The organism is Gardnerella leopoldii (assembly GCF_003293675.1).
GTDB lineage: Bacteria > Actinomycetota > Actinomycetes > Actinomycetales > Bifidobacteriaceae > Bifidobacterium > Bifidobacterium leopoldii.
In genome coordinates this window covers 233935-248462 of sequence record NZ_CP029984.1, presented here as the reverse complement: position 1 = coordinate 248462, position 14528 = coordinate 233935, and the positions used below count along the sequence as shown (strand labels likewise).

At 43.2% G+C, this 14528-nt stretch carries 13 protein-coding genes and 3 tRNA genes; 4 read left to right on the top strand and 12 right to left on the bottom strand.

Annotation, left to right across the window (positions count from 1 at the left end; genetic code table 11):
* The first annotated feature begins 222 nt into the window (after positions 1-222).
* On the top strand, positions 223-1125 hold the full coding sequence (locus DOD25_RS01125) for a carbohydrate kinase family protein (RefSeq protein ID WP_004105130.1): 903 nt from the start codon (positions 223-225) through the stop codon (positions 1123-1125).
* Positions 1126-1205: 80 nt separating this feature from the next.
* Here DOD25_RS01125 and DOD25_RS01120 read toward each other — a convergent pair.
* The 8 genes from DOD25_RS01120 to DOD25_RS01085 all read right to left on the bottom strand — a co-directional run bounded on the left by DOD25_RS01120 (position 1206) and on the right by DOD25_RS01085 (position 8161).
* Positions 1206-1279 (bottom strand) — tRNA-Ile (locus tag DOD25_RS01120).
* A gap of 113 nt (positions 1280-1392) precedes the next feature.
* Entirely contained in the window at positions 1393-2073 is a 681-nt protein-coding gene (locus DOD25_RS01115; RefSeq protein ID WP_112928874.1) for an ECF transporter S component, read from the bottom strand.
* 289 nt (positions 2074-2362) lie between these two features.
* A tRNA-Glu gene (locus DOD25_RS01110) sits at positions 2363-2434 on the bottom strand.
* A gap of 107 nt (positions 2435-2541) precedes the next feature.
* Complete coding sequence (gene trmB / locus DOD25_RS01105; protein ID WP_064340584.1) at positions 2542-3360, bottom strand: tRNA (guanosine(46)-N7)-methyltransferase TrmB; 819 nt, start codon at positions 3358-3360, stop codon at positions 2542-2544.
* Between the two features lie 159 nt (positions 3361-3519).
* Positions 3520-3978, bottom strand: a complete 459-nt coding sequence (locus DOD25_RS01100) for a cell division protein SepF (RefSeq protein ID WP_004105139.1) — start codon at positions 3976-3978, stop codon at positions 3520-3522.
* Positions 3979-4002: 24 nt separating this feature from the next.
* Entirely contained in the window at positions 4003-5214 is a 1212-nt protein-coding gene (ftsZ, locus tag DOD25_RS01095) for a cell division protein FtsZ (protein ID WP_032835254.1), read from the bottom strand.
* Positions 5215-5416: 202 nt separating this feature from the next.
* Complete coding sequence (dusB, locus tag DOD25_RS01090; protein WP_004573903.1) at positions 5417-6571, bottom strand: tRNA dihydrouridine synthase DusB; 1155 nt, start codon at positions 6569-6571, stop codon at positions 5417-5419.
* Positions 6572-6640: 69 nt separating this feature from the next.
* Complete coding sequence (locus DOD25_RS01085; protein WP_004105144.1) at positions 6641-8161, bottom strand: glycine--tRNA ligase; 1521 nt, start codon at positions 8159-8161, stop codon at positions 6641-6643.
* A gap of 191 nt (positions 8162-8352) precedes the next feature.
* Between DOD25_RS01085 and DOD25_RS01080 the strand changes: the two genes are divergently transcribed.
* Both DOD25_RS01080 and DOD25_RS01075 read left to right on the top strand, forming a co-directional pair.
* Complete coding sequence (locus DOD25_RS01080) at positions 8353-8742, top strand: MTH1187 family thiamine-binding protein (RefSeq protein WP_064340585.1); 390 nt, start codon at positions 8353-8355, stop codon at positions 8740-8742.
* Positions 8743-8816: 74 nt separating this feature from the next.
* Complete coding sequence (locus DOD25_RS01075) at positions 8817-10049, top strand: M20 family metallopeptidase (RefSeq protein WP_004573901.1); 1233 nt, start codon at positions 8817-8819, stop codon at positions 10047-10049.
* 17 nt (positions 10050-10066) lie between these two features.
* Here the strand turns inward: DOD25_RS01075 and DOD25_RS01070 are convergent, their stop codons facing one another.
* From DOD25_RS01070 to DOD25_RS01060, 3 genes are read right to left on the bottom strand one after another with little or no spacing between them, the layout of a single operon-like run.
* Positions 10067-10861 (bottom strand): isoprenyl transferase, encoded by a 795-nt coding sequence (locus DOD25_RS01070; RefSeq protein WP_004105147.1) that lies wholly within the window; start codon positions 10859-10861, stop codon positions 10067-10069.
* A 2-nt stretch (positions 10862-10863) separates the two neighbouring features.
* Positions 10864-11610 (bottom strand): DNA repair protein RecO, encoded by a 747-nt coding sequence (gene recO / locus DOD25_RS01065; RefSeq protein ID WP_004573900.1) that lies wholly within the window; start codon positions 11608-11610, stop codon positions 10864-10866.
* Between the two features lie 31 nt (positions 11611-11641).
* Positions 11642-13162 (bottom strand): DivIVA domain-containing protein, encoded by a 1521-nt coding sequence (locus tag DOD25_RS01060; RefSeq protein ID WP_064340669.1) that lies wholly within the window; start codon positions 13160-13162, stop codon positions 11642-11644.
* A gap of 118 nt (positions 13163-13280) precedes the next feature.
* Between DOD25_RS01060 and DOD25_RS01055 the strand changes: the two genes are divergently transcribed.
* Positions 13281-13354, top strand: a tRNA-Val gene (locus DOD25_RS01055).
* Between the two features lie 42 nt (positions 13355-13396).
* Here the strand turns inward: DOD25_RS01055 and DOD25_RS01050 are convergent.
* Complete coding sequence (locus DOD25_RS01050) at positions 13397-14284, bottom strand: YlbL family protein (protein WP_082851890.1); 888 nt, start codon at positions 14282-14284, stop codon at positions 13397-13399.
* Between the last annotated feature and the right edge of the window lie 244 nt (positions 14285-14528).

Sequence of the window (14528 nt, the reverse complement as noted above, 5' to 3'; positions counted from 1 at the left end):
TAAGCTAAGTTAAACGTACGCAATATGGCACTTATGGTGCGCTCTATAGAAACGTAACACGCATTGCGCATGTTACTTATCGAAAGGGCGCACCATAATTGTTTATATAGCATTTTTACAAGCAAAATTTGCATCAAAATGCTTTTGAAGAAGCGAGAAGATATTTAGTAAAAAGTATAGCTCTACAAATTTGCTGCACTGACGCGCGCGAAAGGAATATTTATGACTAAGCCAATTGTTCTTTCACTCGGCGAACTTTTATGGGATTTACTCCCACACGGAAAACGTGTTGGCGGAGCGCCAGCAAATTTTGCATATCACGCACAGTGTCACGGAGCGCAAAGTTGCATGATTAGTGCTGTTGGTCAAGACCAACTCGGCGATGAGCTGATTGACAAAGTAAACAAAGCTGGCATCGCTTCAATTATTCAACGCAACGCTTGGCCAACAAGCACTGTAGAAGTAACACTAAAAAATGGAATACCAGAGTACACTATTCTACGAAATATAGCATGGGATCATATTCTTTACACTCGAGAACTCATTGATTTAGTAGAACGAGCAGATGCAGTATGTTTTGGCACTCTAAGCTTACGTTCTCAAGAAACTCACGACACAATTTTACAATTGTTAAAGCATACTAAGCCTGGAGCAATGAAGTTCTTCGACATTAATATTAGAAGCGATCACTACTCTAAGGATCTTATTGACACATTACTTCAAGAAGCCACAGTATTTAAGCTTAACGATTCGGAACTATTCTTATTGCGCGACATGTTCAATATTCGCGACACTTCAGACGAGGAAGCTTGCAAGTGGTTCCAAGCTCGTTATGCACTAGATTATGTGATTCTTACAGGCGGCTCTACTTTTAGTACGATTACTACTAGCACTGGAGAAAGCTCAACTATCCCAACTCCACACGTTGACGTTCTTGACACAGTTGGTGCTGGGGACTCGTTCTCAGGAACATTCACAGCGCATATTCTTAAAGGAGAAAGCTTACAAGAGGCGCATCGCGCAGCTGTTAATACTGCAGCATTCGTGTGCACTCAAGAAGGAGCATGGCCTAAGTATCCAAAACAAATACCAGATTACTTGTCATTGGCAGAAAATAACAAATAGAACAAAAAATAAAATTTAAATTATAAGATACAAAAATGCCACTTCATAAACCATAATGAAGTGGCATTATTAATATCTTGTGGGGCCTCAGGGGCTTGAACCCTGGACCGACGGATTATGAGTCCGCTGCTCTAACCGACTGAGCTAAAGCCCCACGCTAACAAAGTTAGCAACGACTAGATTAGCACATACCCATAAACGTCGCCAACTCAGTGAGTCGAATTTTTGACCTTGCTTAGGATTACTGAGCTTGAAATCCCGATGATTTCAAGCTCGGTCAGAACGTCCAGATGCTAAGTTATCAAGAGCACCAGTTTTGCGCAAAGCTAAATACACAAACCACACAAGCACTCCAGAAAGCAGCAATCCACTAATAAGCTCATTAAGCATGTGAATAGTAATATAAGTTGGAGCCTTACCTTGATACTTAGTAAATGTTAAGTAAACTCCATACTCAAACGCTACCAATAATCCAGATACAACGCTTAAAGTCAAATTAAACTTTCGCAAACGGAAAATTAAGAACGGAATCTCCGCAAACACACCCTGCAAAAGTGCGGAAATAAGCGTATCTCGCATATTAAACGGAGTTCCAAGAAGCACCTGTACAAATGCTGCAACAACATTTACATACACTGCAGAACCTGGTTTACGAATAAGCAAAACTGCAAGAGTTCCAGACAAATACCAAACACCATGCGTGATGCTTGCAAAACCAGGAAGAACAGCTGCATTCAAAGTACGAATCAAAGGAATAAACACCAAGCCATAGCCATACAAGATAACGCCAAAAACAGCAGCAAGAGCAGCACCTAATGCGATATCTGCAACACGCCAACGCATGCTTACAACCCTATTAATACTAGAAGCAGCATTACTATCCACTTGATCCGTTACACAATTAGATGATTCTAATCCATTATTATTTGTATTGAAAATATCGCTCATAGGAAATCCTTTTTTAAGCTGCTGCGCATTGTAAATTACTGAATTGAATACTTCCTGACCTACGCAGCCCGGGCAGAAGTACCAATGAGAAAGTGTATCATCTCTAAAAAGCACAACATACCTTTTGTGATATTTAATACATTGTCAGATGTTATATCGATTTATAGAAAAAATATATGAAAAACTAATTGCTGCGCAAAAATAGGGTAAGCAGTAAAAATAGAAATACAAAAATCAGAAATACGAAAAACGAAAAACGCCGCTGGAAACCCAGCGGCGTTGTAATTTGTACCCCCTAAGAGAGTCGAACTCTTGTTGTCAGATTGAAAGTCTGGTGTCCTAACCGTTAGACGAAGGGGGCTTCGAACCAAACCATATGATATTAACACTCAAAAAAGAGTCGCGCAACTCACGGCGTGTTGAGGCTAAGTACAACTGCAAAGCTACGAGAACAGCGGCGGCAAAGCATTATTGTACTATGTAGGTGAAGTCGTGAATCGTGCGACCAGCTTCCAAGCCTTTGCGCTCAAAATTCGTAAGAACTCGACCAGCAAAGCGCTCAGACTCGCTAAAATCTGCGTGCGGAAGAGCTGCTGCAGTATCAGCTGTACCTTTCCCTACATGCTCAATTGGAAGACTTGCGCTTAATTCGCCAATATTTGCAAAATCTTCGCGAGAATCCATAATCTCATGCACATGCAAAGCGTAGTCCTCAATATCTGTAGCAATGCGCCACGCACCCCCTCTACGCAACGCCTGGTGTATTGTAGAGGCAAGCTCTGGCTGCACAATACGACGCTTATGATGGCGCATTTTAGGCCATGGATCCGGGAAGAAAGTCCAAACTTCTTCTAAAACTCCGCAGTCGCACGCAGCGAAGAAATCAGGAGCGTTAATTTGCGCAATACGAAGATTAGTCAAACCTTGCTTTCCAGCAAGAAGCATTGTGTGAGCAACGCCTGGATCATAAACTTCAAGCGCTAAAAAGTTAGTTTCCGGCAAACGTTCAGCTGCAGCAACAATGTTTTCGCCTTGCCCGGAACCAATTTCAACAATAAGCGGATTATCATTCCCCCACTTATCGCTAATCCAATCATGCGTAATGTTCAAATTTTCGCGCAATCTAAATGAGCCAGGCGCTTCAGTAACGTCTAGCAGGTACTGAGTTGCATAACGCTCCTGAGCGTGCTGTAAACGCGCATCTAAGCGCCCAGAACGACGCACAAACGACAATACAGTGCGTTGCTTGGCTTGCATAGTGTTTTCGTTTTCATTTTCAATGCTCATGAGATTACTTTCGTTATTTGGGCTATATGCCTTTAGTTTAAATTCGCATGATTTTAGTCATGCTCGTACGCATCGCTTTTATGCTACCAAAAAGTATAAAAAAGCAGCGAAAGTTGTTAAACAAACGCTGCTCAATTAATTCTTTAGCAAATACAATTTTTAGGAGAACAAGTCACGCGCAGTATTGTCGTTCGGAGCATCCTCTACTTTGATATTCACTTGTGCTGGGCTTAGCAAAAATACCCTAGGAGTCACACGCTCAATAGAACCGCGAACACCAAATACAACTCCAGCAGAAAAATCAACAATACGATACGCAACCGATTCAGTTACACCAGTAAGGTTTAAAACCACTGGAACACCGTCACGCAAAGCACGACCTACCATTTGCGCATCATCGTAAGACTTAGGATGAATTGTAGTGATACGACTCATACGACTAGCATTCGCACGAGCAGAACCACCACGCAAATCATTACCATGTTGCGACACAGCAGGAGTTACCGAGCGATCATTATCGAATGACGTTTCTTGAACATCAGATTCAGCATAATCATCATCCTCAGGCACATCTGCCATACCAACGTATGACATCACGTTCTTCATAAAGCCAGCCATGAAGCAACCCTCCTCTCGTCACGCTTAACGCAGAAAATCAGGAATATCTAATTCGTCAGGTTCGGCAGGCTGCTGTACAGGAGCTGCCGCAGGAGAATATTGCTGATTCATTGCAGGCTCAAACATAGAAGGCATAGAAGCAGGTTGTTCTACTTGTGGAGCAGCTTGAGCTTCCTCTTTGAAAGATGAGGTAGACTGTGCAGGAGCTACAGGCTTAACATCTGCTTGCATATCAACAAACTGACCAGCTTTAGCTGAGGACTCCTCCGCCTTAGGATGAGCATCAAAACCAGCAGCAATAACCGTAACTCGAACCTCATCGCCGTAAGAATCATCCAGGGAAAGACCCCAAATAATTTGAGCTTCTGGATGAATAGCTTTACGAACAAGTTCAGTTGCAGCAGAAGCTTCCTGAAGCTTCAAATCACTTGGACCTGCGATATTAATCAAAGCACCGTGAGCACCCTCAATGCTTTCTTCCAGCAATGGGGAGCTAATAGCAATTTCAGCTGCCTGAGTTGCACGATCCTCGCCTTTTGCAGCACCAATACCGAACAATGCGGTACCCGCTCCGCGAAGAACAGCTGTAACATCAGAGAAATCAACATGAATGTAAGAATTCATGGTAATTAAATCAGTAATGCCTTGCACACCTGCGAGCAACGCAGTATCTGCCGTCTTAAATGCTTCAATAATTCCAATAGTACGATCAGAAATTTCCAAAAGACGATCGTTTGGAATAACAATCAACGCGTCAACTTCTTTGCGAAGATTCTCGATACCAAGTTTTGCAGATGCAGCACGTTGTGGTCCTTCAAAACCGAATGGACGTGTAACAACAGCAATAGTCAAAGCACCTTGCTGATGAGCTGCACGAGCCACAATTGGGCTTGCACCAGTACCTGTGCCGCCGCCTTCACCGCAGGTAACAAACACCATGTCAGCACCCTTAAGTGCCTCTTCAATGTCTGATTGATGATCCTGCGCAGCCTTAGCACCCTTTTCAGGATCAGCACCAGCGCCTAAGCCTCGGCTCGAAGCATCAGATAATGAAATCTTTACATCAGCATCAGAACGCAGTAAATCTTTAGCGTCAGTATTAATGGCCACAAACTCTACATTCTGTAGGCCCTCGCTGATCATCCGATTGACGGCGTTACCGCCGGCACCACCGACGCCGACTACCTTGATGATGGTTTTGTCGTTGAAATTGTCAGTCTGGGCAATCTCGCTCACCGTTATCTCCTGTCACTCACGCACGTTTACACAATATTTTAGCGCAAAACGCTCGATACTGACGACGTTTTCACAATAAACTGAAAAAATGTCACTGCTTTGATAATACACCGTGCTATATGCAAATATGAGCACAAGGTGATTTTAATAGAATATTCTCGAAATAATCAGAGCAAAAAAATGACGAAAGCCCTAGAAAACACTAGTAACTTGCATCCATTGGATCATCACCAAATAACGCCTCTCGCTCTTCGTGACTAGTTGTACGAGAATCTAACCACCCATACGGCAAATGAACTTTTTTAGCAAATCTAACTCGTCCACGCGGCGTGTCTAACACCTTTTCTGGCAAACGAAGAGAACCATCAAGCATATCGAGATTACGTTGAACATCCTCAATCGATTCGCACTCCATAAACGCTTTACGAGTGCCACCACCAACAGGAAAGCCCTTTAAATACCAAGCAACATGCTTACGCAAGTCGTGAACAGCCATACGCTCGTCACCATCATAAAACTCAACTAAAAGCTTCAAGTGACGCAAAATAACGGAACCAACTTCTGCCAAAGTAGGATTCACACGATTATCGCTACCTTCGCAAGCATTGCGAATATCAGCAAACAACCATGGGCGACCTTGGCATCCTCGACCGATAGCAACGCCAGCGCAACCAGTTTCCTTAAACATTGCGAGCGCATCTTCAGCACCCCAAATATCACCATTGCCAAAAACGGGGATATTCAGCGCCTCTACAAGCTCACCAATACGCTGCCAGTCTGAATGACCACCGTAATATTCTGCAGTTGTGCGAGCATGCAAAGTTACAGCAGCGCATCCTTCTTCTTGTGCAATATGACCAGCTTGAATAAAAGTTTCATGATTCTCGTCAATTCCAACACGGAATTTAGCCGTAACAGGGATTCCTGCTGGCTCACAAACAGAAACAACGCGATGCAAAATTTCTTGCAACAAATCAGTTTTCCAAGGAAGAGCAGAACCGCCGCCGCGTCGCGTCACTTTTGGAACTGGACAGCCGAAGTTTAAGTCAACGTGGTCAGCCATGTTTTCGTCGACAACAATTCGAGCTGCCTGCTCAACAATAGAAGGATTTACACCATAAAGCTGCAAAGAGCGCACTTTTTCGCTAGGAGCAAAACGGCAAAGTCTAAGCGCTTTTGGATTTCGTGCAACTAGAGCTCGCGCTGTAATCATTTCCGCTACGTAAAGCCCGTCCGGACCAAATTCGCGGCAAATTACGCGAAATGGCCAGTTAGTGATCCCAGCCATTGGAGATAGAACAACAGGAGTTGCAATATGAACTTTCCCTAAATCCACTGGTTTTATAGAAAAATTCATATTGCTTTAACTCCGTTCACTATAATAATAATTTTGCTTATTAATGCTTAAGCACTACTCAAACGCGTATTAGTACAATCCGCCAGCAGTAGCGATTTGTACAGGCTTAGACTCGTCTTCGCCAGCTTCTTTAGCAATATCCGTAGCGCCGTCGGCTGCACGAGTACCAACGATTTCAACAGGACCTTGCGGATACTTAACACGTTTTTCGTTAATTCGGCTAGCAACGTAATCTGCAACCTTGTCCAAGGAAACGCGCTCTTGTTGCATAGTGTCGCGCTCGCGAATTGTAACAGCATGATCTTCCAAAGTATCGAAGTCGACTGTTACGCACAAAGGAGTACCAATTTCGTCCTCACGACGATAGCGGCGACCAATAGCTCCAGCCTCATCGTAATCGATAACCCAATCATGCTGACGCAAATCTGCAGCCAAATCTTGAGCAACAGCTTGCAATTCTGGCTTCTTGCTTAAAGGCAAAACTGCAGCTTTAACAGGAGCCAAACGAGGATCAAGTCGAAGAACAGTGCGCTTGTCAACTCCGCCCTTAGTGTTTGGAGCTTCGTCAACGTCGTAAGCATCAACCAAGAATGCCATAAGCGAGCGCGTAAGACCAGCTGCAGGCTCAATAACGTAAGGCACATACTTTTCGCCAGTAGCCTGGTTAAAGTAACTCAAATCCTCGCCGGAATGCTTAGCATGAGCAGACAAATCGTAGTCAGTACGGTTTGCAATACCCTCAAGCTCTCCCCAATCCGAACCTTGGAAGCCGAATTTGTATTCAATATCGACAGTGCGCTTGGAATAGTGGCTGAGCTTCTCCTTAGGATGCTCATACATGCGCAAGTTTTCTGGCTTCACACCCAAATCAACATACCAACGCACGCGAGTGTCAATCCAATACTGGTGCCAAGCTTCGTCGGTTCCAGGCTCTACGAAGAATTCCATTTCCATCTGCTCAAACTCGCGAGTGCGGAAGATGAAGTTTCCAGGCGTAATTTCGTTGCGGAAAGACTTACCAATATTTGCAATACCGAAAGGTGGCTTTTGACGAGTAGAAGTCATGACGTTCTTAAAGTCAACGAAAATGCCCTGAGCTGTTTCTGGACGCAAATAATGCAAGCTATTTTCGTCTTCAACCGGTCCTAAATGAGTGCGAAGCATCATGTTGAAGTCACGTGGCTCAGTCCAGTTTCCGCGAGTACCGCAATCTGGGCAAGCAATGTCTTTTAAGCCATTTTCTGGCATTTTATCGCCATGCTTTTCAGCATAAGACTCTTCCAACTTATCTGCACGATGACGCTTATGGCAATTCAAGCACTCGATCAAAGGATCGTTAAACACGGAAACGTGACCGGAGGCAACCCACACCTGTGAAGGCAGAATAACGGAAGTATCCACTCCAACAACATCTCCACGCGTGGTCACCATGTAGCGCCACCATTCGCGCTTGATATTATCTTTTAACGCAACACCAAGCGGGCCGTAATCCCACGCAGAACGCGTGCCACCGTAAATTTCGCCGGCTGGGAACACAAATCCTCGACGCTTAGCCAAGGAGACGACTTCATCAAGCTTTGAAACAGCCACAATACACCTTTTCGTAAAACTAGAAAATTCGGGTGAAAACGTTGCTATTATAGAAAAACCCTGTGACGCTTGTAAAATTGTTAAAGTAACTGTTAAAGTAACGCAAATTTATAAGTTTGTTGACGCATTATTTGGCGTTGTCTTGTTTTGCTAAATTTGCGTAAGATTACGATTTTAAAGGGATTGTTACTATGAGTGAAAATAATAAAGATAACAAAGATAAAAACGCAAAGAATTGCGAAAATAGTTGCACAAACGCTCACAAAACTAACACGGTCGCAGCGTTGTGTATTGCTCCAAGCGGAGTCGGAGACGAGTTGAGCGAGTACGTGGCGGATGCCGTACAAGTAATTCGCGATTCTGGATTAAAGAACGAAACTAACGCAATGTTCACGAATATTGAGGGCGAATTTGATGACGTTATGAGCGTTGTAAAAGACGCTACGATGGCTTTAGTCAGCAAAGGATACCGTACCGGAGTAATACTAAAATTAGATATTCGCCCTGGTTTTAGCAATCAAATTGACGCAAAAAGTGCGCTTATAGATAAAATTCTCAACGAACGAAATAAAGAAGAATAAAACTGAAATCAAATAATCTCAAATAATCTCAAAACTCAAAAAAGTTATAATAAAACAAAAGAAAGCAGGAGTTTATGCTGCAACTTACGGCAGTTCAAAAAATATTATCCGATTTAGATGAAACCCAAGCAGAACGAGAAAAACAATACAAATACTTTCATCAACATCCTGAACTGTCAATGAAAGAAGATCATACAGCTCAAACAATTATTGATATTCTTAGCAAAGCTGGGATTGAAACAAAGCGAGTTGGAAAAACAGGCGTTGTGGCAGAAATTAAAAACGGCGAAGGTCCTGTTGTTGCTATGAGAGCGGATATCGATGCGCTTCCAATTAAAGAAAATTCAGGAAAAGATTACACTTCAACAGTTAGCACGCAAGACGAAAATGGCAAAACGGTTGGAGTTTCACACGCTTGCGGTCACGATTTTCATATTTCCAGCCTACTTGGTGCCTTGAAGGCTTTTAATGAACATAAAGATGCTTGGAGAGGAACGTACATTGGCGTTTTTCAGCCTGGAGAAGAAACAGCTCAAGGCGCAAAAGACTTGGTGGAAAATGGCATTACGAGCATGATTGCAAAGCCCGACGTTTACCTTGGTCAGCATGTGTTGGGTGCTATTCCTGCAGGAACAGTCGGTATTCGTTCGGGCGCATTCTTAACTACTGCAGCTTCGATTCGCGTGCACATTTTTGGTAAAGGTTCGCATGGTTCTATGCCTGAGTTGAGCGTTGACCCGGTGGTTGTTGCTTCATCAATTGTGCTTAAATTGCAGACGATTGTTTCTCGCGAACTTGCAGCTAAAGATTACGCAATTGTTACAGTTGGCGCGCTTAATGCAGGAAGTAAGTCGAATATTATTCCTGATGATGCCGAGCTTTTAATTAACACAAGAACTTATAGCGAAGATACTCAAGAATTTGTGCACAATGCTATTGAACGAATTGTGCGTGGAGAGTGCGAGCTTGCAAGATGTCCTAAAGAACCAGAGTTTACGTATTATGATCGCTATCCGCTTACGAATAATGATCAGAATGCGTCTTTGCGCGTGCGTAAAGCTTTTGATGAATACTTTGGAGAAGATTCTGTAGATATTTCGCGCGCTTCTGCTTCGGAAGATTTTTCTATAGTCGCGAACGCTTTTAAAACTCCTTACGCTTACTGGGGCTTAGGTGGTTTTGCGGATATGCAGAATGCTCCTGGAAATCACAATCCGGCATTCGCCCCAGATTTGCAGCCCACTCTTAATCGCGGATTAGCAGCTGCAGTTGTAGCAGCTTGCGCTTGGCTCGCTAGCGAAAAGTAACAAATCTTAGTGAGATACTAGGCGTTTTTTACGCCACCAAATCTGCGATCGCGATGCGCATAACGGTCGATTGATCTCCACAGCGCTTCGCGGCCGTAATCCGGGAATAGTTCCGGCACAAAATCAAGTTCCGCGTAGGATGCTTGCCAAGGCAAAAAGTTGCTAGTGCGCTGCTCGCCGGAAGTGCGAATCACCAAATCGCAATCTGGAATATCCGGATTATACAAGTGCTCAGCAATCATTTTTTCACTTACGCGATCGCCTTTAATTTTGCCGTCTCGAATTTCTTTCGCAATTTGCGCGCAAGCATCCGCAATTTCCGCACGACCGCCGTAATTTATGCAAAAAACAACGTCAATGGTTTTATTATTTTTGGTGATTTCTTGCGCTTTTTCCAACTCGTCAATAACAGACTTCCACAAACGAGGACGACGACCTGCCCAACGAACTCGCACTCCCCACTCGTTCATTTGTGCAACTCGCCTATGAATAATCTCCCTAGAAAATCCCATTAAAAAGCGCACTTCTTGCGGAGATCGCTTCCAATTTTCGGTAGAAAAAGTGTATAAGCTTAAATAACGAACTCCTGCTTCTATAGCTCCTGCAATAACGTCAAAAACTACCGGTTCTGCAGCTTTATGACCTTCGGTTCGAATCATTCCGCGCTCTTTTGCCCAGCGTCCGTTTCCGTCCATAATCACACCGACATGACGAGGCACTTTGCCCTTAGGAAAATCTGGTATGCGAGAAGGGTCACTAAAAGGAGCCGCTGGAATATCAAGCGACTTATAATCCACGTTTTCAAAAGCCATACTTACGAATGTAACAACCCCATCGAACGAATAGGTCGCTCAAGATAATATTCAGCCCATTGCTGAACGCATCGCATAGTAGAAGAATCAACCGACACTCCGTCAAGAACAGACCAGTTTCCTTGCGCAAGCGCACACAATTGCAAACGCGTCGAATTAGCACAAACTATTGAATCCGGAGTGTGATCGCTTGCACACATCATTCCACCTGTGCAAGGCGAAAAATAGCATAAATCTTCATTTTTGCCACATACAACACAAGCCTGTAGTCGCGGAGACCACCCAGCTAATGACAATGCTCGCAATATATACGACATGCCAATAGCATCAGGAGAATGCTTATGCTTAGACAATGAAAGTAAAGCCGCAGTAAGCAGACGATACTGCCCTAGCGTATCTTGATATTCACGCCTGTATTCATCTGTATATTCGTTAGAAACAAGCAAATCCACAACTTCAAGCATGACGTTTGCATACTCATAGGACGTATAATCTGCACAAATTTCACCAGCATAAGCAGCAATAGAAACAGCCTGCGAGATTACATCCAAAGATTTACCTTGCGCAAGAAGCAAATCAACACGCATAAGCGGCTCAAGACGACCACCAAAACGTGATTTAAGCCTACGAACTCCCTTCGCAACAGCACGAACTTTACCATGCCGCTTAGTAAGAAGCACAACAATCCTATCCGCTTCACCTAAAGGAAAAGTACGAAGCACAACAGCTTCATCGCGATACAATGGCATGAATCAAACTATATCTTTTTTAATAGTTAGATTAATTACGATCGTTATTTTCCGAATCGTCGCCGCTTTGAGAAGAGCTACCGAAATTAGTAGATTCATCAATATGGCCAATAATTGGGAATGACAAATCTGGAATATCTAAACTCAATGGCTTACTCGGCTGCAAATCAGAAACATGCAACTCCGGAATATTAAGCGAGGAATGCTGCGACGAATGCTGTGCAGGATCTTGAGGAGCAAATGATGGAATTGACTCAGCAGGAGCCGGTGCAGGAGCAGCAACAGGCTTAGGTGCAGCAGGTGAATTATTGCGATTACGAGCTGCAGGAGTGAAAGAAGGAGGTAGTACAGAAGATTCAGAAGAGTTTCGCATTACTGTAGCGCTTTGCAAAAGCTCATCATTGCTATCAGTATCGTTAAGAACATTAGAAGGCTTACTTGCAGCAGCATGAGGTGTAAATATTGCGCGCTCAGACTTATTTAACGCTTCAAACGAATCATTGGAATCTTGATTAGCATAATCTACAGGAGCAAAAATGCTTTGTTTATCATGATTTGGCACGCTAGGTATTGAGCGAGGTGCAATCTTAGGCAACCTATCCGCAGTGTCTTCATCTTCCACAGCATCCTCAACAGGTTTGAATATTGAAGAAGCAGAAGGTTCAGTGGCAGAAGCAGAAGAAGCTGCAGAAGCAGCACTGAAATCAGATGCAGGCTTTATTGAAGGAGCAAATGATGGAACAGGCTCTTCATAATGGTTATAAGATTCCGTAGATTCTGAAGATTTAGCAGGCTCTTCAGCTTTAGTTACAGGAATAACAGAAGGTGGAACGGAAGGAGGAACAGAAGCAGGAGCAGAATAAGATTCAGATTCTGCTCGAGAGTATGAGGAACTACTATTATCCGCATCAACATACTGTTCTACACGCTCAAAAGATTCCAAGCTGCTAAGCAAACGCACACAAGCGTTTAAATAATAATCAACTTGACGCTCATCATAACCGTGCTTACCGTTTTTTTGCGTAAAAATCACATTAGAAACATAAGCAGAATCAATATCTTGCAATGTTTCTTTGTCGGTTTCCCACTCAAGCTCATGACCAAGCATAAGAGCAATCTTATCTAAGGCTTGATCAACCATAATATCCACTTGTTTACGCGCATAAGATGGGTGACGCGAAGAGCCACGATCAAAACGATCGCGATAATCTCTTTGCGCATGTTGCAAAAGTTTACGATAAAGCGCTTCTACACGAGCTTTCCATGCAACTCGTCCGCATTGCGCCAATTCTTGCTCAGTGCACTTATCTACTACCGCACGTTCCAAACGCGATAACGCAGCATCAACTTGACCAATAATGTAACCATTACGCTCCAAGTCAAAAGAAACCTCTTGAATATCTTTCTGCGTGAGTCGAGCTTCATCGCTTTCGTACAAAGTGTGAGCGCGCTCTAGAAAAGCATTCACCTGCGCGACGTTATATCCTAACTTACGCTTACCCACACGCTCCATTGCTGAAGCATTACGAGCGGTATCAGGTTTCTGAGCCATCGAATATCGACCTCCTGAGCACATGTTCTTATTCAGTATACTGTACGCGATTGTTACGACGCGCGCCACACGTTGCATTCGTACACACCATCATGTATGTTTTTAATTTGTTGCGAACGGGCGATTAGCTCAGCTGGCTAGAGCGCCACCTTTACACGGTGGATGTCGGGGGTTCGAGTCCCTCATCGCCCACTTTCTTTTTTATCTATTTTCTGTTTTATTTGGTTTGTAGTTTTATTTCACATTGCAGCTTGGCAATTTATTTGCCCCATGACCAGAACCAATAGCTTTTAACGCTCTGTAAGCATCATCCAATGTTTTTACACTTACAACGCGCAAGCCTTGTGGCACATGCCCAACAACTTCATTGCAATTATCGTAAGGTGCTAAGAACCAAGTGGCCCCATCTCTTTTAGCTGCAATCATCTTTAACCGAATACCGCCAATTTCTCCAATTTTTTGCGATTTTTCAATAGTTCCAGTTCCGGCTATCGTCTTACCACCAGTTTCTTGTTCAGGAGTAAGTTTGTCAAGAATTCCTAGAGTGTACATCATTCCGGCAGACGGTCCACCAATATCTTCAATATGTAAACGAACTTTTACATCTTCTTTTTTAATTCCAAGATGCTTAGACGCGTACTGCAACGCAACATTTTGAGCAAGACTTTGCGAATCATCCATCTCGTTTGTGGATTCCTTCTCATACTCGTCAGCGCTCTGCCCTACTGGCACAATAGCTTCACGAGGCAGCAAACTTTTATGAGGATCCATCCATGAAGTCAATGAATAAAATGTTGAAACTTCATATCCAGGAACACCAGAAACATTGACAGTAATCAACAATAACTTACCAGTATCATGATTCTCTTTTACTCGAGAACCAGACATATCAATCACAGGAGTATTTGATAGGGATCCTAAAACATCCTGCGTTGGACCAGGCTCTTCTACAACGTATGCGCTTGGAAGCGACAACGCAAAAATTGCAACAACTACTGTAAAGAATCCTGCAAAATATCGCAAAGAATGCGAAGTAATGTACAAAACTAAAGCATGAGGCAGCGAGCGCAAGAATTTAAAACACGTACGGAATACACTAGCACCTGTAGAAAAGCGAAACATGCTTGTATCATGACACAAGCCCTATATAGTTTTGCTTTAAAATATATTTGCACGCAAGTTATAGCGCATAAAACCATATTATCGAGTAGAATATTTGTATTAAAAAATATTTTTATTAAGAAGATGCGCTAAACTCGCATATAAAGACGTGTAAAATACGTATAAATACTTATAAAATACGTACAAATACGTGCAGGTACGAAACGTATAAAAATAAAAACTGTAAATTATGCAACACGTGGCA

Excerpts from the sequence above, each read along its gene's own strand:
- DOD25_RS01125 (WP_004105130.1), top strand. The coding sequence starts at position 223 with ATGACTAAGCCAATTGTTCTTTCACTCGGCGAACTTTTATGGGATTTA.
- DOD25_RS01115 (WP_112928874.1), bottom strand. The coding sequence starts at position 2,073 with ATGAGCGATATTTTCAATACAAATAATAATGGATTAGAATCATCTAAT.
- trmB (WP_064340584.1), bottom strand. The coding sequence starts at position 3,360 with ATGAGCATTGAAAATGAAAACGAAAACACTATGCAAGCCAAGCAACGC.
- DOD25_RS01100 (WP_004105139.1), bottom strand. The coding sequence starts at position 3,978 with ATGGCTGGCTTTATGAAGAACGTGATGTCATACGTTGGTATGGCAGAT.
- dusB (WP_004573903.1), bottom strand. The coding sequence starts at position 6,571 with ATGAATTTTTCTATAAAACCAGTGGATTTAGGGAAAGTTCATATTGCA.
- DOD25_RS01080 (WP_064340585.1), top strand. The coding sequence starts at position 8,353 with ATGAGTGAAAATAATAAAGATAACAAAGATAAAAACGCAAAGAATTGC.
- DOD25_RS01075 (WP_004573901.1), top strand. The coding sequence starts at position 8,817 with ATGCTGCAACTTACGGCAGTTCAAAAAATATTATCCGATTTAGATGAA.
- DOD25_RS01070 (WP_004105147.1), bottom strand. The coding sequence starts at position 10,861 with ATGGCTTTTGAAAACGTGGATTATAAGTCGCTTGATATTCCAGCGGCT.
- recO (WP_004573900.1), bottom strand. The coding sequence starts at position 11,610 with ATGCCATTGTATCGCGATGAAGCTGTTGTGCTTCGTACTTTTCCTTTA.
- DOD25_RS01060 (WP_064340669.1), bottom strand. The coding sequence starts at position 13,162 with ATGGCTCAGAAACCTGATACCGCTCGTAATGCTTCAGCAATGGAGCGT.
- DOD25_RS01050 (WP_082851890.1), bottom strand. The coding sequence starts at position 14,284 with ATGTTTCGCTTTTCTACAGGTGCTAGTGTATTCCGTACGTGTTTTAAA.